We start from the raw sequence: 20,423 nt of genomic DNA on the forward strand, positions 1-20,423 counted from the left end.
CGGGGCGGATGCCGCCTGCGGGTAGCCGTAGCCGGGCTGCGGCTGCGGAGGCTGCTGTGGCGGCTGGTTCGGGCTCGGGGGGCCGAAACCGGGCTGCTGCGGGGGCTGGTTGGGCGGCGGAGGGGGCGGCTGGGTCATGGGACGGGTACCTCGGTGAGGCCGAAGCGGCCGGACGGCGAAGGGATTCGGTGGGGACGGCGCAGAGGCCGGAACTGGCGGGCCGGAACCGGGAGCGCCCGGTACGGCGGCTCAGTTGCCGAAGGCCATGATCAGCTTCTCCTTCGTCTGGTCGCCGCCGGACAGCCGGCCGTTGGAGATGAAGAACCGCCCGTCGGCCCAGTCCACGACGGACTCGAAGAAGGTGTCCTCGATCTCGGCGGTGCCCTGCGGGTTCTGCAGCAGCCTGGTGGTGCTGTGGGAGGAGCCGGTGGTCGGGATCGACACCACCTGGCCGCCCGTGTCGTACGACGGCTGCACATAGGCGACGAGCTTGCCGCTCTCGGCCTTCAGCGGGTACATCGGCTCGGCGGCCGGAGACTTGACCCGCCACTTCGCCTTGCCGGTGACGAGGCTGATGGCGACGATCTCGTTGGCGCTGCTCGTGGTGTCCGTCGGCAGGTACAGCGTGTCGGCGTCGACCACGACACCCTGACAGCCCTGCAGATCCCGGTTGAGGAAGCCGCAGCGGGGGGCGAACTTCTCGTCGACCGTCACCTGGGAGCGGATCTTGCCGTCCTTGGTGAATGTGGAGATGTTCCAGGCCTTCTTGTCCGGGTTGGTCAGGTACACCACGAGCGGGTCCAGGGAGTACACCTTGGTCACCTGCCAACCCTTCTTGACCGGCAGGCTCCACTTGACCCTGCCGGTGGCCGGGTCCAGTTCCTGGATCTCGTCGTGCTCGTTGGGGGCGTACGCGGCGCAGCCGGACGCCTGGATCAGCCGGCCGGCGCCGCCCGCGTACGCGCTCGGATAGCAGGACCCGCCGTACTTCCCCTTGTCGTACAGCTTCTTGCCGCTGTCGATGTCGTACGCCGTGCCCGACTCCCCGCGGCCCACCATCAGCGTTTTGCCGCTGACGGAGAGGTTGATCTCGACCGCGTTGTCGAACAGCGCGCCGTCGGAGACCTTGCCGCTCCAGCCCTTCCGGCCGGTGTTCAGGTCGATCTGCTGCAGCTGGTTGCACTCGGTCTTGTCGCCGGTGCCGCTCTCGTAGGCCACGACGACCTTGTCGTCAGTGGACTTCTGCGGGGTGATCGCGCAGATCTTCTGCGGGAGGGTGATCGGGGACCAGGCGGGCCTGCCGTCGCCGACGCCGTAGCCGAAGACCTGCTTGTACGCCGCCTTCACCACGGTCGTGCCGGTGACCCACAGGCCGGGCGCGTCGGCACCCGAACCGGGCGCGTCCGGCGCCGACTTGTACCAGAGCACCTTCGCCTCACCGGCCTTCCGGCCCGCGTTGAGGTTCTCCGGGTCGTCACCGCCGCTCGACGGGTTCGGCGAGCCGGAGCCGGACGGCTCGCGGCCGTCGCTCTGCTGGGCGACCGGCTTCTTCTTACCGCCCTTGCCCCCGCCGCTCGTGACCGCGTACACCGTGCCGCCTATGAGGAGCAGCGCGGCCACCGCGGCACCGATGATCAGCGCGGTCTTCCCCCTGGGCCGCCCCCCGGGCGCGGCACCGGGCACACCCGGGTACGGCGGCTGCTGCGGCTGCCCGAACCCGGGCTGGGGCGCCGCCCCGTAGGGCCCCGGTTGCTGCGGATAGCCGTAGGGGCCCGGGGTGCCGGGTGGGGTGGGGGCGCCGTACGGTCCCGGCTGCTGGGCGCCATACGGTCCCGGCTGCTGGGCGCCGTACGGTCCCGGCTGCTGGGCGCCGTACGGTCCCGGCTGCTGGGGATAGCCGTAACCCGGCTGGGGCGGCTGCGGCGGGACGGCGGGCGGCTGGGCCGGCGGCGGGGGCGTGGGAGGTACGCCGGGTGCGCCGGGCGTACCGGGTACGCCCTGGGGGGCGCCCGGGGTGTTGTACGGGGCGCTCGGGGCGCCGAAACCGCCCGGGGCCGGTGGCGTCTGCGGGGCGCCGAATCCGCCGCCCTGCGGCGGCTGGTCCTGCGGCGCTCCGAATCCACCCTGCGGCGGCTGGTTGGGCGGCTGGGTCATCAGCGCTCTTCCCCCTCGTTCACTGATTTTTCGCCACGCCCTGAGGTTCTTGACGGACCCTGGGTCGTTACTCAGACGGTTCTCAGACGGCCCTTTGTATCACCCGGCACCGACAGCACACGGGCCCGGATCCGCCGCTGTTCCCAAGGGACGACCGGCCCGTGATGCCGCCGTTACGCGCCTTCACGCCCCCTTCACGCGGCGCACGCAACGGCCCCGCGCGCCGGGGGCGGGCGGCGGGGCGGTTGGGGGGTGGGGTGGTGAAGTGGGGGTGTGCGGTGGCTGGTTCACGCCAGGGGGCACCCCTCGCGCTACGCGTCCTCCGCCAACTCCAGCCAGCGAAGTTCCAGTTCCTCGCGTTCGCCGGTGAGGTCGCGCAGTTGGGCGTCCAGGCCGGCGACCTTGGCGAAGTCGGTGGCGTTGTCGGCGATCTGGGCGTGCAGCCTGGACTCCTTCTCGGAGATCTTGTCCAACTGGCGCTCGATCTTCTGGAGTTCCTTCTTGGCGGCGCGCTGGTCGGCGGCGCTCTTCTCGGCCGTGGCCGGCTTGGGCACCGCGGCGGCGGCCTGCGCGGCGACCGCCTCCTCCATGCGCCGGCGCCGCTCCAGGTACTCGTCGATGCCGCGCGGCAGCATCCGCAGGGTGCCGTCACCGAGCAGGGCGAAGACCCGGTCCGTGGTGCGCTCGACGAAGAAGCGGTCGTGGGAGATGACGATCATCGAGCCGGGCCAGCCGTCGAGGACGTCCTCCAGCTGTGTGAGGGTCTCGATGTCGAGGTCGTTGGTGGGCTCGTCCAGGAAGAGGACGTTGGGCTCGTCCATGAGGAGCCGCAGCAGCTGGAGCCGCCGGCGCTCACCGCCCGACAGGTCCCCCACCGGCGTCCACTGCTTCTCCTTGCCGAAGCCGAACGTCTCGCACAGCTGCCCGGCGGTCATCTCGCGCCCCTTGCCGAGGTCGACGCGCTCGCGGACCCGCTGCACGGCCTCCAGGACCCGCCAGGTCGGGTCGAGTTCGGCGACCTCCTGGGAGAGGTAGGCGAGCTTGACGGTCCTGCCGACGGCGATCCGGCCGCCCGCCGGCTGTTCCTCGCCTCCGGTGCGGGCGGCGTCGGCCATGGCACGCAGCAGCGAGGTCTTGCCGGCGCCGTTCACGCCGACGAGACCGATCCGGTCGCCCGGTCCGAGCTGCCAGGTGACGTGCTTGAGCAGCACCTTCGGCCCGGCCTGCACGGTGACGTCCTCGAGGTCGAAGACGGTCTTGCCGAGCCGCGAGGAGGCGAACTTCATCAGCTCGCTGCTGTCCCGGGGCGGCGGCACGTCCGCGATCAGCTCGTTGGCGGCCTCCACGCGGAAGCGCGGCTTGGACGTACGGGCGGGGGCGCCGCGCCGCAGCCAGGCCAGCTCCTTGCGCATCAGGTTCTGCCGCTTGACCTCCTCGGTGGCCGCGATCCGCTCGCGCTCGGCGCGTGCGAAGACGTAGTCGGAGTAGCCGCCCTCGTACTCGTACACAGCGCCGCGCTGCACGTCCCACATCCGGGTGCACACCTGGTCCAGGAACCAGCGGTCGTGGGTCACGCACACCAGCGCCGAGCGGCGGTTCTGCAGGTGCTTCGCGAGCCAGGCGATGCCCTCGACGTCGAGGTGGTTGGTGGGCTCGTCGAGGACGAGGAGGTCCTGTTCCTCGATGAGCAGCTTGGCGAGTGCGATCCGGCGCCGCTCGCCACCGGACAGCGGTCCGATGACCGTGTCGAGCCCCTTGGGGAAGCCGGGCAGGTCGAGCCCGCCGAACAGCCCGGCCAGCACGTCCCTGACCTTGGCGTTCCCGGCCCACTCGTGGTCGGCCATGTCACCGATGACCTCGTGGCGGACGGTGGCGGCGGGGTCGAGGGAGTCGTGCTGCGTGAGCACGCCGAGCCGCAGCCCGCCGGAGTGCGTGACGCGCCCGGTGTCGGTCTCCTCCACCTTGGCGAGCATCCGGATGAGGGTGGTCTTGCCGTCGCCGTTGCGTCCGACGACCCCGATCCGGTCCCCTTCCGACACGCCGAGCGAGACGCCGTCCAGCAGTGCACGGGTGCCGTACACCTTGCTGACGTTCTCGACATTGACGAGGTTGACGGCCATTTCACTCCTGTGCGCGGGGCTGTGTCGGCGTGCGGCTCCGCCGCGTGGGTCAGCCTTCTAGCGTAGGGCCTCGGGAGGTGGGGACGGACTGCGAGGGGATGGTCACTCCTTGTGGTGACGCGATCCCTCGTCCGCGGACCGTTCCGCACTCCGTCGCGGTGGACGTCGAGACCCTCCGAGCCCCGCCGTCAGAGGACCGTCGCCCCCGCCACCGGCCCCGCCGCCGTCCGCACCGATCTGCACGTGCCGGACGCCCGCAGGCCCGCCGCCACCTTCTCCGCCGACCCGGCATCACGCGCGAGGAACGCCGTCGTAGGCCCGGACCCGGAGACCAGCGCGGCCGGCGCACCCGCCCCGCGCCCCGCCTCCAGGGTGTCCGCCAGCTCCGGGAACAGGGACAGGGCCGCGGGCTGAAGGTCGTTGGAGACGGAAGCCGCCAGCGCCTCCACGTCGCCCTTCGCCAGCGCCTCCAGCAGGTCCGCCGAGGCCACCGGCTCGGGGATCTCCCGCCCCTGTGCCAGCCGGTCGAACTCGCGGAAGACGGCCGGGGTGGACAGCCCGCGCCCGGCCATCGCGAACACCCAGTGGAAGGTGCCGCCGACCTCCAGTGCGGTCAGTCGCTCGCCCCGGCCGACGCCGAGTGCGGCGCCGCCGACCAGGCTGAACGGGACATCGCTCCCCAACTCGGCGCAGATGGCGAGCAGTTCGGCCCGCGAAGCCCCCGTGCCCCACAGTGTGTTGCAGGCGAGCAGTGCGCCCGCGCCGTCCGCGCTGCCGCCCGCCATGCCACCGGCGACCGGGATGTCCTTGGCGATGTGGATGTGGACGTTCGGTTCGATGCCCCGGCGCGCGGCCAGCGCGATCGCGGCGCGTGCGGCGAGGTTCGTGCGGTCAAGGGGGACCTCGGCGGCGTCCGGGCCCGCGCAGGTGATCCGGAGTTCCTCCGCCGGGGTCACCGTCACCTCGTCGTACAGGCCGACCGCGAGGAAGACGTTGGCGAGGTCGTGGAAGCCGTCGGGGCGCGCGGCACCGACCGCGAGCTGGACGTTGACCTTGGCCGGGACCCGTACCGTGACGCTCACTTGCCGGACTCCTTGTGCTCGGCGATCCGCGCGAACTCCTCCACCGTCAGCGACTCCCCGCGCGCCTGCGGCGAGACCCCGGCCGCGACCAGCGCTGCCTCGGCCTCGGCGGCGGACCCGGCCCAGCCGGCGAGCGCCGCCCGCAGGGTCTTGCGACGCTGCGCGAAGGCCGCGTCGACGACCGCGAAGACCTCCCTCCTGGAGGCCGTCGTCTTGATCGGCTCGGCCCGGCGGACCAGCGAGACCAGGCCGCTGTCGACGTTCGGCGCGGGCCAGAAGACGTTACGACCGATCGCCCCGGCCCGCTTCACCTCGGCGTACCAGTTGGCCTTCACCGACGGCACGCCGTACACCTTCGAGCCGGGTGCGGCGGCGAGGCGGTCGGCGACCTCGGACTGCACCATGACGAGGGTGCGCTCGATGCTCGGGAAGGTGTCGAGCATGTGCAGCAGCACGGGTACGGCGACGTTGTAGGGCAGGTTCGCCACCAGCGCGGTCGGCGGGGGGCCGGGCAGTTCGGTGACGTGCATCGCGTCGGAGTGGACGAGCGCGAACCGGTCGGCGCGCGCCCGCATGCGCGCCCCGATGGTCGTGGGCAGGGCCGCGGCGAGCACGTCGTCGATCTCGACCGCGGTGACCCGGTCGGCGACCTCCAGCAGCGCGAGCGTGAGGGAGCCGAGCCCCGGGCCGACCTCGACGACCACGTCGTCGGGGCGGACCTCGGCGGTGCGGACGATACGGCGGACCGTGTTGGCGTCGATCACGAAGTTCTGGCCGCGCTGCTTGGTGGGTCGGACACCGAGCGCTGCCGCCAGCTCACGGATGTCGGCGGGGCCGAGGAGGGCGTCGGGGGTGGGGCTGCTCACGGGACAAGGGTACGGGGGTCTGCCCGACCGGTTCGCCAGGTGCTCGGCGCCGCGAGCGCCCCGAAGGGGGGGGCTGACCATGCAACCGCGCCCCGCAGCGGGGCTAACCGTGCAGCCGTCTCCCGCAGTGCGGCCAAGGTGCCGACCCCCGCCGCCGGTACAGCTTCTTCGCGCGGAAGGTCTGTTCCGCCGCCGAGGCGTCCTGGGGGCGGCCGGAGCCGCCGAGGCTGTGCCAGGTGTGGGCGTCGAACTGGTAGAGGCCCCCGTAGGTGCCGGAGGGGTCGACCGCGTCCGGGCGCCCGCCGGACTCGCAGGCGGCCAGACGGTGCCAGTCGAGGTCGTCGCCGCCGTCCGCGAAGGCCGGCAGGGGCTTGGTGCCCACCTTCACGATCTGTTTGCGCGGCTCGCGCACCACCTCGGAGGTCTCCCGGCGCGGTCTGTCGCGCACCCCGTTGACGGTGCGCAGGAGGTAGGTGTCGCGGCGCAGTCCGGGCTGCCCGGGCTGCGCGACGACCTCGGTGCCCTTGAAGAGGGTGGGGTCCTCGGTCCGCTCGGTCTCGAACGGGATCTGCTCCTCGCGTACCTCCCGCATGCCGCTGATCCGGAGGACGGTCACCGTCTGCCCGTCCCGGGGGAAGCTGTCGGGCGGGACGGAGGTGGTGTCCTGGCCGTTCAGGCCGATCCCGGCCTCCTCGACGGCCTCGCGGACGGTGGCCGCGTTGGTGCGGATGGACCGGGTCCGGCCGTCGGCCATGATCGTGACGGCGCGCTCGGTGCGCACGTCGAGCGCGAGCCCGGCGCGTCCGATGGGCTGGGAGCGCGAGGCGGACAGGTACGCGCCCTCCGCACGCACCCCCAGCTCGTCCAGCGCCCCTTCCACGGTGTCCGCCGTCGTCCACACCTCGCGCCGCGTGCCGTCCAGAGTGAGCCGGACGGGGCGCCCGTAGCGCACGGCGACTGCGTCTCCGCTGCTGAGCGCGGCGCCGGGGGCGGGCGCGACCATGTCGTGCGCCCCCACGCGCACGCCCTGCTCGGCAAGCAGCTCGTGCACGTCGTCGGCGAAGGTGTGCAGGGTGCGCGGCCGGCCGTCGACGGTGAGCTCGATCGCCTTGTCCTGGGCGACGAACGCGGTGGTGCCGCCGGCGAGGAAGGCCACGACCAGCGCTTGCGGCAGCAGACGGCGCACGGCGGACTCGTGGCGCTCGGCGACCCTGCGCCGGCGTCCGGCATGCCCGTCCGCGCCCTCGGGTGGTCCGGGGTCCTCCGCGTGCACCGGCTCGGGCACGCTCACCACCTGGCGGGACGGCACCGGCTCGGTGACGAAGTAGGCCTGCGCCTCGTAAGCGGGCCGGTAGGTGTCCCGGTACAGCCCACAGGGCAGCGTCTCCGCGTTGTGCACGGAGGTGTCATGGCCGTACGGCTCGTACGTCTCGTACTGCGACTTGCTCACGCCGACACGCTCCAGAGATGCCAGAGGGGTCCGGATCGGGCCCCCAGAACCTAGCGGAGCAGTCGTCACTCTCCAAAGCGACGCGACTACGCACTGTTGCCCGTCGAGCGTGCGCCCAGCACTCGAACGCGGACTCGGCGGACCGCGGAACTCAGTAGCCGAAGGCGCGGGCGGTGCTGGCGGCGAGGGCCGTGGCCAGTGCGTCCTCGTCGATGCCGCGCACGGCGGCCATCGCGCGCACGGTCACCGGGATCAGATACGGCGCGTTGGGGCGCCCGCGGTACGGCGCCGGGGTCAGGAAGGGCGCGTCGGTCTCCACGAGGACCAGCTCCAGCGGGGCGACGGCGAGGGCGTCCCGCAGGTTCTGGGCGTTCTTGAAGGTGACGTTGCCGGCGAAGGACATGAAGTAGCCCTCGCGGGCGCAGATCTCCGCCATCTCCGCGTCGCCGGAGTAGCAGTGGAAGACGGTGCGCTCGGGGGCGCCCTCCTCCTTCAGGACACGCAGGACGTCGGCGTGCGCCTCCCGGTCGTGGATGACGAGTGCCTTGCCGTGCCGCTTGGCGATCTCGATGTGGGCGCGGAAGGACCGCTCCTGCGCCGCCTTGCCCCCCGGGCCGGTGCGGAAGTGGTCCAGCCCCGTCTCGCCGACGCCCTTCACCTGGGGCAGCGCGGCGAGCCGGTCGATCTCGGCGAGGGCCTCGTCGAGCGCCGTCTCGCCGCCCGGCTCCCGGGCGCCCTGCCGCGACCAGCCGTCGGGGTCGCCGTGGACGATGCGCGGGGCCTCGTTGGGGTGGAGGGCGACGGTGGCGTGGACGCTGTCGTGGGCGGCGGCGATCTCGGCGGCCCACTGCGAGCCCTTGATGTCGCAGCCGACCTGGACGACGGTCGTCACCCCCACCGACGCCGCCTTCGCGAGGCCCTCCTCGACCGTGCCGGACTGCATGTCGAGGTGGGTGTGCGAGTCGGCGACCGGAACCCGCAGCGGCGGCGGAAGCGGCGGTGCGGCGTTCTTGTCGCCCTTGGAGGTCTGGCCGGCGTTCGAAGGCATGCCCCGATCCTACGAAAGGGCCATGCCCGCACCGTCCGGTGATCCGCTCAGCCGGCCTTGCGCTGGAACGGGTGCAGAAGATCGGACAGGTGCCAGTGGTGCGGTTCGCGGGGCTCCGCGGGCACCTGAGGGGCCTCGACCGGGCCCGCCTGCGGCACGGCGTGGTGGTGCCCGGCGACCCCGCGCACCGAGGAGACCTGCCCCGCGCGCATGATCCGCACGACATGACCGTCGCAGTTGTGGCAGCCGGGCCGGCTCAGCGGCGACGGCACGACCCGGCCGTCGGCCACGTACAGCACGAACTGGTGCCCGTCGGCGTCCGTGTGGTGCTCTATCTCGTACGACTGCTCCCAGCCGTGGCCGCATCGCATACAGGCGAACGAGTACGACTCGTGAACGACGGCGGTGGGCGTACCACGGAGGCCGGTCTGCCCTGCGATCTCGCTCATGCCAGCTCCTCTTGTCCGCTGGACAAACGCCCCGCAACGGGGCGTCTCTTCAACCAGTGGACGCCTTCACCAGCGCGAACGCACCAGGGCTGTCGAGTGTTGGCAGCGATTTGAGTCTTCCTTGCAGAAAAGGCCCCGATCGGCGGCGTTTCCCTTTGCCATCGGCGACAGCCCTTTGCCGTCCCATGGGCCGCCCGCTCACCCGAGAACAGCCCTGCTCAGAGGGGTTGTCAGGCAGGCCGGGGGCAGCGCCCCGCAAGGGGCGCGGAGGACTGCGCGACAAGCCACGACGGACCCGCGGTCCGCCGCGAAACCAAAGCCCTCACGGCGCTGCCCGGCCCCGGCTCACCCGGCGGAACGCTTCGCTGCAACTACCGCGTCAAAAACAATCCGCTTCGGCACCCCCGCCTCCACGGCCACCGCCGCGATCGCCTCCTTGCGCCGCTCCCCCGCCTCCTCACGCGCGCGTACCCGCCGTACGAGCTCCTCGTCGTCCAGTTCCTCGGGAGAACGCTCCGGCGCCCCCTCGACCACCACGGTGATCTCCCCGCGGACCCCCTCCGCGGCCCACTCCGCCAGCTCGGCCAGCCGGCCGCGCCGTACCTCCTCGTACGTCTTGGTCAGCTCCCGGCACACGGCGGCCCGCCGGTCCGCGCCGAAGACCTCGGCCATGGCGGCGAGGGTGTCGTCGAGCCGGTGCGGGGCCTCGAAGTAGACCAGCGTGCGCCGCTCTGCCGCGACCTCCCGGAGCCGGGACAGGCGCTCGCCGGCCTTGCGCGGCAGGAAGCCCTCGAAGCAGAAGCGGTCGACGGGCAGCCCGGACAGCGCGAGCGCGGTGAGCACGGCGGACGGCCCCGGAACGGCGGTGACCCGGATGTCCTTCTCCACCGCGGCCGCGACCAGCCGGTAGCCCGGGTCGGAGACGGACGGCATACCGGCGTCGGTCACGAGCAGCACGCGCGCGCCGCCGAGCAGTTCCTCGACGAGTTCCGGCGTACGGGCGGACTCGTTGCCCTCGAAGTACGACACGACGCGGCCCTTGGGCGTGACGCCGAGGGCCTGGGTGAGCCGGCGCAGCCGCCGGGTGTCCTCGGCGGCGACCACGTCGGCGCCGGCGAGCTCCTCAGCCAGCCGGGGCGGCGCGTCCGCGATGTCGCCGATGGGGGTACCTGCCAGGACAAGGGTTCCAGTCACACCCCCATCCTCCCAGCCCCCGGCCCTCGCGCGGCCCGCCCCCGCACCCGGGAGAACGACCACATCCCGACCGGTACCCCACATGCACGGGACTCGCACAGAACGGTTCCCTACCATGGCGCGAGTGACCAGTACCGCGTCCTCCATGGACCTCCGGCAGGGCCAGGCGCCGCACGACCAGCGGCCGTCGTGGCAGCAGCGGCTGCGCCGATTCGGGTACGTACCGGCCAAGGACGCGCCCTCGGGCGACGTACGCGGCCGGCTGGTGCCCCCGTACGCCGAGCCGGGCCCCCGGCTGTGGCAGGTGCTCGGCGTGCCGCCGGTCCTCGCCGAGCGGATCACCCGCTGGTCGGGCTGGGGCGGTCCGCTGCTGGTGACGCTGACGGCGGGCCTGATGCGGTTCTGGAACCTGGGCAGCCCGCGTGCGGTGATATTCGACGAGACGTACTACGCCAAGGACGCCTGGGCGCTCGTCCACCGTGGTTTCGAGGTCAACTGGGACAAGAACGCCAACGACCTGGTGCTGCGGACGCACGGCCATCTCGCCATCCCGACGGACGCGGCGTACGTCGTGCATCCGCCGGTCGGCAAGTACGTCATCGGGCTCGGCGAGCTGATGTTCGGGTTCGACCCGTTCGGCTGGCGGTTCATGACGGCGCTGCTCGGGACGCTGAGCGTGCTGCTGCTGTGCCGGATCGGGCGCCGGCTGTTCCGCTCGACGTTCCTCGGCTGCCTGGCGGGCACGCTGATGGCGGTGGACGGCCTGCACTTCGTGATGAGCCGGACCTCGCTGCTCGACGGCGTGCTGATGTTCTTCGTGGTGGCCGCGTTCGGCTGTCTGGTCATCGACCGGGACCGGTCGCGGGAGAGGCTGGCCGCGGCCCTGCCCGTGGCCGCCGACGGCCGGGTCCGCCCGGACTGGCACGTCGCCGACAGGTTCCGTTTCGGCCTGCGCCCATGGCGCTGGATGGCCGGGCTGATGCTGGGCCTGGCCATAGGCACCAAGTGGAACGGCCTGTACATCCTGGCCGCCTTCTGTGTGATGGCGGTGCTGTGGGACGTGGGGGCGCGCAAGACGGCCGGCGCGCGGCACCCGTACACGGCGGCCCTGAAGTACGACACGGGCATCGCCTTCCTGGCGACGGTGCCGGTGGCGATCGCGGTCTATCTGCTCTCCTGGCTCGGCTGGATCCTCTCCCCGGCGGACGGCACCGGCGGCTACTTCCGCAACTGGGCGGCCACCGACGGCAGGGGCGGCAGCTGGACCTTCCTGCCGGACTGGCTGCGCAGCCTGTGGCACTACGAGCACGAGGTGTACAAGTTCCACGTCGGCCTGACCTCCCCGCACACCTATCAGTCCAACCCGTGGAGCTGGATCGTGCTGGGCCGCCCGGTGTCGTACTTCTACGAGTCACCGAACCCCGGCGCCGACGGCTGCCCGGCGGACGCGGGCCAGAAGTGCGCCCGTGAGGTGCTGGCGATCGGCACGCCGCTGCTGTGGTGGGCGGCCTGCTTCGCGATCCTGTACGTGCTGTGGCGGTGGGGGTTCCGCCGCGACTGGCGCGCCGGTGCCATCGCGTGCGGCATCGCGGCGGGGTACCTGCCCTGGTTCCTGTACCAGGAGCGGACGATCTTCCTCTTCTACGCGGTCGTCTTCGTGCCGTTCCTGTGCCTGGCGGTGGCCATGCTGATCGGCGCGATCATCGGCCCACCGGGCTCCTCCGACACCCGCCGAGTGATCGGCGCGGCGGCGGCGGGCGTCCTGGTCCTGCTGATCGCCTGGAACTTCATCTACTTCTGGCCCCTGTACACCGGCACCGCGATCCCGATCGACTCCTGGCGGTCGCGGATGTGGCTGGACACCTGGGTCTAGCTGGACAGACGCGCCACGAGGGCACGGCCGTCGGCCGTGCCCTCGTGGTCGTTGTTCGTCGTTAGCGGTCACCGTTGGCCACCCTCGGACGGCCCAGAGACGGCCCAGACGTGGCCCCCGGCAGATTTACAGCGGGCTAGCTTTAGGTGTCCTGATCAGCTCTTTCCTGCTCCACCGAGCCGTGTGGGGAACGACTGGGGGAAGCGGCACACCCACGGCCACCAGTCGGGCTCTAGCAGGGATCCGGCTGGCCAGCAGCAGGTTCAGCGGCGCGAGCTTACTGACGACGGCGCTGGATCGCCGAACACCTGGGAAAAGCCGGGCTCGACCGCTTATGCTGACGATCGGTAAGGCAGCACGTGGTGGAGGGGTTGAGACGTGCAGGTCATATTGAGCCTCGCTGGAGACTCGGCTGAGGAAGAGGTCCGTTCTCTGTATGACTGGCTACTCCTAGACCGTAAGGTTCGCCGTGAGGCACGCCTTGAAATGGGGTCGTCATCCGCCCCAGTGCCGGGACAGCAGGGCGCAGCCCTGGACCTGATTTCGCTAGTTCTAGGCAATGGGATCAGTGCGGCTTCACTCGGGGTTTCGATCGCGTCATGGCGTGCAACTCGACCGAAAGAGCCAACTATCACTGTCGAACGCGTTGACGGCAGCAAAGTGACGATCACGGGTGCTTCCCAGGCTGAGGCTCAACACCTGGTAGAGCAACTACTCGGGGACCAGCAGTAGGGGTACACATGGGCAGGCTTCCCGACCCGAAAAAGTCGCGGGCACTCTTCATCGGTGTCGACAGCTTCGCCGACCTCGCCCCCTTACCAGCAGTCCGACGTAATGTGGCTTCGCTTGCCAGCCTATTCGCCGACAACGTATGGGGGCTAGGTTCAGCACACTGTTCCAGCCTGCTCAACCCCACCTCCATGCGAGAGGTGGATGAGGAAATCTCACGCGCGGCAGGCGCGGCAACAGACACGCTTATCATTTACTATGCGGGGCATGGACTTCTCGACCGTCAAGGGCGCCTACACCTGGCGATGCCCGACAGCGATAGAGGCTCTGTTCATTCGACAGCATTGCCGTACGAATGGATCCGTATGCGGCTGGCGGAAAGTGTCGCGGCCCGCTGCGTCGTGATTCTTGACTGCTGCTTCAGCGCACGTGCAATGGGTTTGCAGTCGCCAGCTTCAAGCGTGGCGGCCCTCGCGGAAGCGGAAGGCACTTATGTGCTTGCAGCCGCCGATGAGCGCGCGATCGCCCTAGCACCACCTGGGGAAGATTTCACAGCATTCACAGGCGCTTTGGTGCGCGTGTTGACCCACGGCATTCCTGACGGACCAGAGTTTCTTGATCTGGACACGGTCTTTCAGGGAGTCCAGGCCATACTGCGGCGACAGGCGCGACCTGAACCTCAATGCTTGGGACGAAATCAGGTTGGCCGCACGGCGTTTATTAGGAATCCTGCATACATACCCAGCGAACCACTGGATGGCCCCTATGACCTCCAGACAGCAGTCGAAGGTCTTCACCGAGCCTCCAGTTTGGCAGACACGCTCCAGGCTGTCTCAGCGGGCGCTGTAAGCGCGTTGGGGTTTGAGGTAGCGTGCCTGAATCTGGTGCGCCCCGATGGTGATTTGATAGTCGCTTCTTTCGCTGGCGACGCAGAGGTTGAGGCTCGCATCACTGGTCGCGTCGGTTCTCGTGAGGCTTGGGAGCGCCGGCTGGCTATGGGCGAGGCTTGGGGCGACCTCCGCTTTATCCCGCACATCGAGGGCCGAATACTCGACGACGATGTCCCGCAGTGGTACTCCGATGGACCTTCGGACTCTAACGACGGGGGATGGCATCCCTTAGACCGACTCTTCGCTCCTATGTATTTGCCTTTAGCTAGCGCCCGGGGTGACGGGCCGTCCGGTGAGTTGATCGGCGTGCTCTCCGTGGACAGGCCGCGCAGTGGACGCCGACCCGGTCTGCGGCAGCGTGAAGCTCTACAGTCCTATGCCTTCCAAGCGAGGATCGCTGTAAGTACTGCACGTATGCGCAGTAATATGCAGCGAGCGCTGGTGCGCTTGGAGCGCGAGCAGCAGGCTCTGCGTTCCAGCGAGGAAAGTTTTCGACAAGCTTTCGAGTACGCCCCCAACGGCTTCGCAATCGCCGAGATGGACGGTGATAGCCACGGTCGGATATTGCGTACCAACGATGCACTGTGTCGCCTATTGGGTCGACCCGCCTCCGCAATGCGCCGCTACTCGCTCTCCGATTTGGTCCACCCGGAAGACATTGAAACGCTGCTTACAGCCTCTATGGAGGGCGGGAGTGCGGAGCTCCGGCTAGGCCGCCGCGACGGCACATATATTTGGGTTTCGCTCCGAAATTCAGTTGTTGCGGACACGGTCGACGGCCCTCGCTTCCTCCTGACTCATGTCCAGGACATCGAAGAACGCAAGCGTCGCGAGTTCCAGCTCGCCTATCGCGCCTCCCATGACCACCTGACCGGCCTGCCGAACTCTCCAGAGCTACGCGCGCGTCTGGGTGCCCTTCTCTGCCAGCACCCGTCAGAACGAGATGATGCGGGCTTCCCAGCAGCAGAGGAGGACGGCGCAAGCAACCGTCATATACACAGGTGGGTGCCGCAGATTGACCACGAGGATAACGTCAAGGGGCTCGCCATCATTTTGTGCGGGCTCGACGGCTTTAAATCGATCAACGATGTATTGGGGTACAGCGCGGGCGATGAAGTGCTTGTAGAGGTCGCTAAGCGTCTCTCCCGGGTCATTCAAGCGGGTGACACAGTTGCCCGACTCCGAGGTGACGAGTTCGTTATCCTCGTCGACGGACTTGGCGGAGGTGAAGCACGTAACTTCGCGATACGGCTGCGCAACGAGATCACCCAGCCAATTCGCGCTGGGAACCAGTTACTCCGAGTCGACGCAAGTTTCGGTGTCGGGTGGGCCGCCTGCGGCATGACTGTCGACGAAATTCTGCAAGCAGCCGAGGTGCGAATGGCTTCTGAGAAGCGAACTCGCTCTGGGCAGCACAATAGTCCGATCAAACCAAAGCGGACCAAGTCGTAGGTGCACCCGCAGCGCACCCTTGTGGCGTGGCCGCGCCACGACGGTTTCCGAAACCGCGGAGACGGAAGGTCGCCGAACGTAGGCGTGGCGGAGCGTATGCGGGGCTGACCCGCTCGTAGGCTGATGTTGCTCGGGGCTACTGCGGAGGTCTGCCATGCCCCGAACCATCTGGAGCGGCGCGATCAGCTTCGGGCTCGTGACCGTCCCCTGCAGCGTTGTGAGCGCGACCGAGGATCACAGCATTCGTTTCCACCAGTACCACCTCGAGGACATGGGCCGAGTGCGGTACCGCAAGATCTGCGAGCTGGAGGACCGCGAGGTCGACCAGTCCGAGATCGGCAAGGGATACGAGCTGACCAAGACCCAGGTCATCCCGATCACGGACGAGGAGCTGAGCAACCTGCCGTTGCCGACGGCGAAGGCCATCGAGATCGACGCGTTCGTGCCGCTTGCCTCGATCGACCCGCTGAAGATCGCCGAGGGCTACTACCTCCAGCCGTCCAGCCCGGTCGCCGCCAAGCCGTACAAGCTCCTCGTCCAGGCCCTCAGCCGCTCGGCCAAAGTAGCGGTCGCGAAGTACGCCTGGTCCGGCCGAGAGCGACTCGGCCTGCTCCGCGTCCGCGACGACGCCCTGGTCCTCCACGCCATGCACTGGCCCGACGAGATCCGCGACCCCACCGAGCTGCTCCCACCACCGACCGAAGTGTCCGACCAGGAGATCGAAGGCGCGCTCGCCCTCATGGACACCATGACCGTCGAGAATCTGACCGAGCTGGGCGTGCGCGACGAGTACACCGAGGCCGTCGCCCGGATCATCGAAGCGAAGCGGGAGGAGAAGCCGCTCCCCGAGGCGCCCGAGCCCGAGCAGCCGACCGCCGCGCTCGACCTCATGGCCGCCCTGAACGAGTCGGTGCAGAAAGCGAAGGCCGCCCGCAGCGCGGGCACCAGGCCGACCGAGGTGCACGAGCTGCCGGAGCCGACGAAGAAGGCGGCCGCGAAGAAGCAGCCGGCCAAGAAGGCGGCAGGGAAGAAGACGGCGGGCCGCCGGCCGCGTAGCGCCTGATCTCGGCTCGTCCGAACCGCGGCGTACCGCCGCTTTGTGGTCCTCCCACCCGTTTGCGAGGGGCCGTGCTGGGCACGCAGGACTCACCGCCGAATGCGGATAAATCGTTAACCAGGCAGGAGGCGTGTCTGCCATGTCAGCTGGTGAGAAGGCCAGGGCCAAGGCCGAGCAGGCCAAGGGAAAGATCAAGAAGGCCATGGGGCGAGCCGCTGTCGACGACCCGATGGTTGTCGAGGGGCAGGCGGAGAAGTCCAAGGGCGATGCGCGCCAAGCCAAGGAGAAGATCAAGGACATGTTCAAGCGCTGACCTCTGGCTCCGCTCATGAGCGCTGGGCCTTCGCCTCGGCCAAGGGGGCGAAGGCCCTTCCTGCTACCGGGCCGCCTGGGGCCCGTCACGCCGCGTCCGGCCGGCAGTGAGGGCACGCTGGCACGCCGCTCGCGAGCGCCTGGCGGGCCTCGGCTTCATCCACGCCGCGGCTGCGTTTACCCGCATTCCAGCTGTCCCGTCTCAAGCGATCTGGTCCCTGTCTCAGTTGATCTGGTCCGATTCACTCGGCGTCTCAACTGATCTGGTCCGGGGGCGGGCGGAGGGTGGGGAAACCTCGTTGGTTGTATCCCGTGATCGGAGCCCAAGGATCCTCGCTTGGTGAGCAGTCCCTGGCGGATGCCATGATCGCCTTTGCCAGTGTGAGCACGCTGGCTTCGCGACTCGGGGTGGCTTGTATGAACACGTGGCAGGAGCTTTCAACGCTGGTGGAGGAGCGACTGAGGGGGAGGTCGTCCGGGGAACGCGGCGTTTTCGCTGCCGGTGTTGCGGAACGGCTCATGAGCCGGCACGAGGCGCTCCCCGAAGACGAGCAGGCAGCGTTCACCTTGACCCTTCGCCCCCTGCTGAACTCTGTGTGGGAGGGCGTTCTCGGTGATACGACGGCCTTCTCGGCAGTGAAGCGCGGTGTCGCCGAGTACATGCTCAGCGACTACTGCCACAACGACGGCCAGGACGGGCCCGATGATGCGGACGAATCCGCCGCAGCGGCGGCGTTGTATGCCGCGCACGCCTATCTGTTCGGCTGCCACGACTTCGCCAGCTGGACCAGTCGCCGGGCTCTGGAGGCGGTTGATCAACACCTTGAGTACCTGGCCGAGCAGGATGGAGACGAACTCGTCCCTGATCCGGACGAAGCGCTGGCCTCTGAACTGCAGCGGCAGTTGAGGGATCTTGATCTCATCGCGAAGTACTCGGCAGATCTTCGCTACTCCAGCATGGGCCTGCCCATCGACACCTCGATCCGACTCCGCGTGGAGCTTCGAGCTCCTCTCTCCAGCCGGGCGTGAGCGCCCGAGAAGCCGGATCCCTGATGCTCACGCTGGAAGCAGACACAGGTCACAGCCCCAGCCCAGGACCAGATCAGTTGAGACGGGACACCAGCAGTCCCCACGGTGCACGTAGACGGCGTGGTCGCGGTTCAGGCCGACCTCGAGCAGCCAGTCGGGCGCCGGCGGCCGGCTCTCCTCGCCCTGGCGTTGCTCGGTCTGCCGCCGCTCCTCGTCGGCGATCTACTGGTCGATGGTGGCGAGCTGTCAGGCGGTGTGCTCGGCTACGACGCGGCGGGCGAAGCGGAGGGCGTCGAGCCGCGAGAGTCGATCTTCCATGTGCTCACTCCTCGCTGGCGTGTCCCCGCTTGCCCAGAAATTCGAACACGCGCTCTAATCCCAGTATGCACCGCGTAGACCACCTCACCCCGATCCAGGAGCGCATCCTCCGCTGCATCCGGGACGCGATTGCCGACCAGGGCGAGGCACCCACCGTGGCCGAGATCGGCGAGGCCGTCGGTTTGCGTAGCGGGTCATCCGTCCACTACCAACTGGTCGAACTCGAATCGAAACAGGCGATCGTCCGCGAACCCGGCCGGTACAGAGGGATCCGGCTCGCATGACCAGCCCCGGCCGCTACCACCTGCTCCTCACCACCAGCGGCCGGCCGGTCCAGCACGGCTGGTGGGCGAGCGGGGAAACCGCCCGCCGGAAGCTCGTCGGCTGGATCGGCGCCGTCGGCAACATGCCCGAGCCGCAGATCACCCTCACCGACGAGGAGACCGGCACCGCCTTGGCGACCTGGCCAACCGAGTCGTAGCAGCCTCTGTGCGTGCTGACGATGTGTCCGGCCGGGGCCTCGACAACGCGTCCTCGCGTAGCGTCGCCTTGTGCTGGCACTCTTTGACCTGGACAACACCCTGATCGATCGCAGCGCGGGCCTTGAGGGCTGGGCTCGCAGCTTCGTGCGCTCGCGCCGGTTGCCCCGGACCGCGGAGTCCGTCGTATGCGATCGGCTCAGGGAGCGCGCCTACCCGGCGGACTTCGTACACCTGCGGACGGTGCTGGGGCTCCGCGAGGATCCGGGCAACCTCTGGCGTGAGTACGTCGCTGGTGTCGCTCGGTCGGTGCGCCCCTTCCCTGGGGTTCGGGAAGGGCTCGAAGGGCTGCGCCGCGCGGGGTGGACGCTCGGCATCGCGACGAACGGGGCAGGGGACATTCAGCGATCCAAGCTCGACACGACTCGGCTCACACCGCTCTTCGACGGCATCTGCGTCTCCGCGGAGGTAGGGGTACGGAAGCCGGAGCGTCGCCTCTTCGAGGCCGCGGCTACGGCTTGTGGAGTCGAGCTGAGCGCCGGCGGGTGGATGATCGGCGACAACCCGGACACGGACATGGATGGCGCAAGGGCAGCGGGTCTCCGGACGGTCTGGGTGGCCAACGGCCGCCAATGGCCTGATGGCCAACCAGAAGCCGGTCGCTGCGGTGCACCGAGTCACAGAGGCCATCGAGCTGCTGCGAGAGGTAAGGGACTAGCTCGAATCGCCGTGCGGGCCTGTATGCAGCTCCTCCATCACAAGCGCTAGATCCGGCGACGCATCCTTGAGGCCCGACCACCGTTCCATAACGGCCGCTGCGGCGTTAGCCAGGTCGGAAGGAAGTCCGGCCTCTTCGAGGGCGTGCGCCGCTTCCCTCATCTCGGGGCCCCAACGCCATGACCGGGCGGCGACCTTCGGGAAGTACGTTGTTTCTGTCAGATAGCTGGTCGTACGCCCTGCGGCGATGTCGAGTAGCTCCCCCTCCACCCCGTGGTCACTAGCGAGGGCATAAGCGACGGCGGCCAGGGCGCGGCTCGCCTTCTGGTAGCTGCTGTACGACAGCTTGAGCGCGGGGGCCTGCCCGACCCCGCCCGACAAAGCACGAGCTTGGACGGAGCTTCCGTCGAAGAGCCCGAGGACCGCCGGCAGAGCTTCGGCCGGACCCGAGAGGTAGAAGCGGGGTCTCTTCGAGTTCGACGGCGGGGATCCGATCACGGAGCCGTCGACCACGGTCGCCCCGGAGCGCAGCAGGATGGCGCTGATGTTAGCCATCGTCGCTGGAGAGACAGCGTTCCCATCGACGTAGATTCGCCCGTACGAGCAGGCCGCGATGTCTCGCGCCACTGGAACTGCGCCCCCAGGGCCCACACTTTGTGGTCGACAACCGCCTAGGCGCGGCCGTTGCCTTGGTCGATGAAGCGCGCGACGTGCTGATCATGGTCATGTAATAGACCTGATCTCGGTCCACTGCGCACAGACCAAGTCGAGATCACCAATTGCAATCCAGGAGAGGTAATCCACTTCAGCAGAGAGTGAACTGACCGATCCCAAGCTATAGGTCTGCAATCTGTTTGAAATATCGCCAGGCAATCCGACTTCCTCTTGCCCCACCTTCAAGTCTACGGGCCTTGGCGTCGGAAGCTCCGGTTGTCGGTTCTTAATGAAGGTGGCGAGCCAGCGATAAGCGAACAGAGGGTCAATATTCAGAGTTGTGGTGCCGACCCACATCCCGCGACCATCAAAATCATACTTGACGAAGAAGGTTTCGTGTACTCCATCTTGCTGTTGACTGAGCGTCCCCATGGGATTGCACTCTCTGAGGCCGAACATCACCCCGTCAAAGTCCCTCGCGGCCTTTGCGATTTCTTTCTCCATCGCGTGTCGATGACTTGGCGGGGTGATGTTCATTTTCCCTCACTCA

Annotated in this window: 20 protein-coding genes and 1 pseudogene; 10 read left to right on the top strand and 11 right to left on the bottom strand. The window is 68.9% G+C overall.

Features of this window, described 5'->3' with window-relative positions; genetic code table 11:
• Positions 1-249: 249 nt before the first annotated feature.
• The 8 genes from ACFYOH_RS30620 to rsmI form a co-directional block, all read right to left on the bottom strand.
• Positions 250-2,154, bottom strand: coding sequence for a PQQ-binding-like beta-propeller repeat protein (locus ACFYOH_RS30620; RefSeq protein ID WP_388632121.1), 1,905 nt, complete (start codon positions 2,152-2,154; stop codon positions 250-252).
• A 311-nt stretch (positions 2,155-2,465) separates the two neighbouring features.
• Positions 2,466-4,274, bottom strand: coding sequence for an ABC-F family ATP-binding cassette domain-containing protein (locus ACFYOH_RS30625; RefSeq protein ID WP_388632124.1), 1,809 nt, complete (start codon positions 4,272-4,274; stop codon positions 2,466-2,468).
• Between the two features lie 188 nt (positions 4,275-4,462).
• On the bottom strand, positions 4,463-5,356 hold the full coding sequence (locus ACFYOH_RS30630) for a 4-(cytidine 5'-diphospho)-2-C-methyl-D-erythritol kinase (RefSeq protein ID WP_388632127.1): 894 nt from the start codon (positions 5,354-5,356) through the stop codon (positions 4,463-4,465).
• Complete coding sequence (gene rsmA / locus ACFYOH_RS30635; RefSeq protein ID WP_388632129.1) at positions 5,353-6,222, bottom strand: 16S rRNA (adenine(1518)-N(6)/adenine(1519)-N(6))-dimethyltransferase RsmA; 870 nt, start codon at positions 6,220-6,222, stop codon at positions 5,353-5,355. Before rsmA ends, ACFYOH_RS30630 begins: the two co-directional genes overlap by 4 nt.
• A 103-nt stretch (positions 6,223-6,325) precedes the next feature.
• Complete coding sequence (locus ACFYOH_RS30640) at positions 6,326-7,672, bottom strand: ubiquitin-like domain-containing protein (protein ID WP_388632132.1); 1,347 nt, start codon at positions 7,670-7,672, stop codon at positions 6,326-6,328.
• A 151-nt stretch (positions 7,673-7,823) separates the two neighbouring features.
• Positions 7,824-8,720, bottom strand: coding sequence for a TatD family hydrolase (locus ACFYOH_RS30645; protein ID WP_388632134.1), 897 nt, complete (start codon positions 8,718-8,720; stop codon positions 7,824-7,826).
• A gap of 47 nt (positions 8,721-8,767) precedes the next feature.
• Positions 8,768-9,169 carry a hypothetical protein gene (locus tag ACFYOH_RS30650; RefSeq protein ID WP_388632136.1) on the bottom strand — a complete coding sequence of 134 codons (402 nt, stop codon included), beginning with the start codon at positions 9,167-9,169 and terminating at the stop codon, positions 8,768-8,770.
• 345 nt (positions 9,170-9,514) lie between these two features.
• On the bottom strand, positions 9,515-10,363 hold the full coding sequence (gene rsmI, locus ACFYOH_RS30655; protein ID WP_388632139.1) for a 16S rRNA (cytidine(1402)-2'-O)-methyltransferase: 849 nt from the start codon (positions 10,361-10,363) through the stop codon (positions 9,515-9,517).
• Between the two features lie 124 nt (positions 10,364-10,487).
• On the opposite strand from rsmI, the gene ACFYOH_RS30660 reads away from it, so the two are divergent.
• From ACFYOH_RS30660 to ACFYOH_RS30685, 6 genes and pseudogenes are all read left to right on the top strand, one after another.
• Entirely contained in the window at positions 10,488-12,236 is a 1,749-nt protein-coding gene (locus tag ACFYOH_RS30660; RefSeq protein ID WP_388632141.1) for a dolichyl-phosphate-mannose--protein mannosyltransferase, read from the top strand.
• 378 nt (positions 12,237-12,614) lie between these two features.
• On the top strand, positions 12,615-12,968 hold the full coding sequence (locus tag ACFYOH_RS30665) for a hypothetical protein (RefSeq protein WP_388632143.1): 354 nt from the start codon (positions 12,615-12,617) through the stop codon (positions 12,966-12,968).
• Positions 12,969-12,976: 8 nt separating this feature from the next.
• Positions 12,977-13,618: pseudogene (locus ACFYOH_RS30670) on the top strand (caspase domain-containing protein); the annotation flags it as partial.
• A gap of 99 nt (positions 13,619-13,717) precedes the next feature.
• Positions 13,718-15,307 (top strand): diguanylate cyclase CdgB, encoded by a 1,590-nt coding sequence (gene cdgB, locus ACFYOH_RS30675; RefSeq protein ID WP_388632369.1) that lies wholly within the window; start codon positions 13,718-13,720, stop codon positions 15,305-15,307.
• A 154-nt stretch (positions 15,308-15,461) separates the two neighbouring features.
• Complete coding sequence (locus tag ACFYOH_RS30680) at positions 15,462-16,370, top strand: Ku protein (protein ID WP_388632145.1); 909 nt, start codon at positions 15,462-15,464, stop codon at positions 16,368-16,370.
• 133 nt (positions 16,371-16,503) lie between these two features.
• Positions 16,504-16,677 (top strand): CsbD family protein, encoded by a 174-nt coding sequence (locus ACFYOH_RS30685; protein WP_388632148.1) that lies wholly within the window; start codon positions 16,504-16,506, stop codon positions 16,675-16,677.
• Positions 16,678-16,762: 85 nt separating this feature from the next.
• Here the strand turns inward: ACFYOH_RS30685 and ACFYOH_RS30690 are convergent, their stop codons facing one another.
• A complete protein-coding gene (locus ACFYOH_RS30690) occupies positions 16,763-16,882 on the bottom strand; it encodes a DUF6233 domain-containing protein (RefSeq protein ID WP_388632151.1) in 120 nt (39 codons plus the stop codon).
• Positions 16,883-17,093: 211 nt separating this feature from the next.
• On the opposite strand from ACFYOH_RS30690, the gene ACFYOH_RS30695 reads away from it, so the two are divergent.
• The 4 genes from ACFYOH_RS30695 to ACFYOH_RS30710 all read left to right on the top strand — a co-directional run bounded on the left by ACFYOH_RS30695 (position 17,094) and on the right by ACFYOH_RS30710 (position 19,270).
• Positions 17,094-17,705 carry a hypothetical protein gene (locus ACFYOH_RS30695; RefSeq protein WP_388632154.1) on the top strand — a complete coding sequence of 204 codons (612 nt, stop codon included), beginning with the start codon at positions 17,094-17,096 and terminating at the stop codon, positions 17,703-17,705.
• A 383-nt stretch (positions 17,706-18,088) separates the two neighbouring features.
• A complete protein-coding gene (locus ACFYOH_RS30700) occupies positions 18,089-18,307 on the top strand; it encodes a LexA family protein (RefSeq protein WP_388632157.1) in 219 nt (72 codons plus the stop codon).
• Positions 18,304-18,504 (top strand): hypothetical protein, encoded by a 201-nt coding sequence (locus tag ACFYOH_RS30705; RefSeq protein WP_388632160.1) that lies wholly within the window; start codon positions 18,304-18,306, stop codon positions 18,502-18,504. The genes ACFYOH_RS30700 and ACFYOH_RS30705 overlap by 4 nt, the downstream gene beginning before the upstream one ends.
• A 70-nt stretch (positions 18,505-18,574) precedes the next feature.
• A complete protein-coding gene (locus ACFYOH_RS30710; protein WP_388632163.1) occupies positions 18,575-19,270 on the top strand; it encodes an HAD family hydrolase in 696 nt (231 codons plus the stop codon).
• Here ACFYOH_RS30710 and ACFYOH_RS30715 read toward each other — a convergent pair.
• Positions 19,217-19,774, bottom strand: a complete 558-nt coding sequence (locus ACFYOH_RS30715; protein ID WP_388632166.1) for a DUF1932 domain-containing protein — start codon at positions 19,772-19,774, stop codon at positions 19,217-19,219. The two genes, ACFYOH_RS30710 and ACFYOH_RS30715, sit on opposite strands and share 54 nt — an antisense overlap.
• A gap of 168 nt (positions 19,775-19,942) precedes the next feature.
• Positions 19,943-20,410 (bottom strand): hypothetical protein, encoded by a 468-nt coding sequence (locus tag ACFYOH_RS30720; protein ID WP_388632168.1) that lies wholly within the window; start codon positions 20,408-20,410, stop codon positions 19,943-19,945.
• Between the last annotated feature and the right edge of the window lie 13 nt (positions 20,411-20,423).

It is taken from the genome of Streptomyces sp. NPDC007856, assembly GCF_042868225.1.
In the GTDB taxonomy this organism is placed as follows: domain Bacteria; phylum Actinomycetota; class Actinomycetes; order Streptomycetales; family Streptomycetaceae; genus Streptomyces.

What these genes read in the sequence shown, in the direction of transcription:
- ACFYOH_RS30620 (WP_388632121.1), bottom strand. Translation starts at nt 2,154, where the DNA reads ATGACCCAGCCGCCCAACCAGCCGCCGCAGGGTGGATTCGGAGCGCCG.
- ACFYOH_RS30625 (WP_388632124.1), bottom strand. Translation starts at nt 4,274, where the DNA reads ATGGCCGTCAACCTCGTCAATGTCGAGAACGTCAGCAAGGTGTACGGC.
- ACFYOH_RS30645 (WP_388632134.1), bottom strand. Translation starts at nt 8,720, where the DNA reads ATGCCTTCGAACGCCGGCCAGACCTCCAAGGGCGACAAGAACGCCGCA.
- ACFYOH_RS30650 (WP_388632136.1), bottom strand. Translation starts at nt 9,169, where the DNA reads ATGAGCGAGATCGCAGGGCAGACCGGCCTCCGTGGTACGCCCACCGCC.
- ACFYOH_RS30680 (WP_388632145.1), top strand. Translation starts at nt 15,462, where the DNA reads ATGCCCCGAACCATCTGGAGCGGCGCGATCAGCTTCGGGCTCGTGACC.
- ACFYOH_RS30685 (WP_388632148.1), top strand. Translation starts at nt 16,504, where the DNA reads ATGTCAGCTGGTGAGAAGGCCAGGGCCAAGGCCGAGCAGGCCAAGGGA.
- ACFYOH_RS30695 (WP_388632154.1), top strand. Translation starts at nt 17,094, where the DNA reads ATGAACACGTGGCAGGAGCTTTCAACGCTGGTGGAGGAGCGACTGAGG.
- ACFYOH_RS30700 (WP_388632157.1), top strand. Translation starts at nt 18,089, where the DNA reads ATGCACCGCGTAGACCACCTCACCCCGATCCAGGAGCGCATCCTCCGC.
- ACFYOH_RS30705 (WP_388632160.1), top strand. Translation starts at nt 18,304, where the DNA reads ATGACCAGCCCCGGCCGCTACCACCTGCTCCTCACCACCAGCGGCCGG.
- ACFYOH_RS30715 (WP_388632166.1), bottom strand. Translation starts at nt 19,774, where the DNA reads ATGGCTAACATCAGCGCCATCCTGCTGCGCTCCGGGGCGACCGTGGTC.
- ACFYOH_RS30720 (WP_388632168.1), bottom strand. Translation starts at nt 20,410, where the DNA reads ATGAACATCACCCCGCCAAGTCATCGACACGCGATGGAGAAAGAAATC.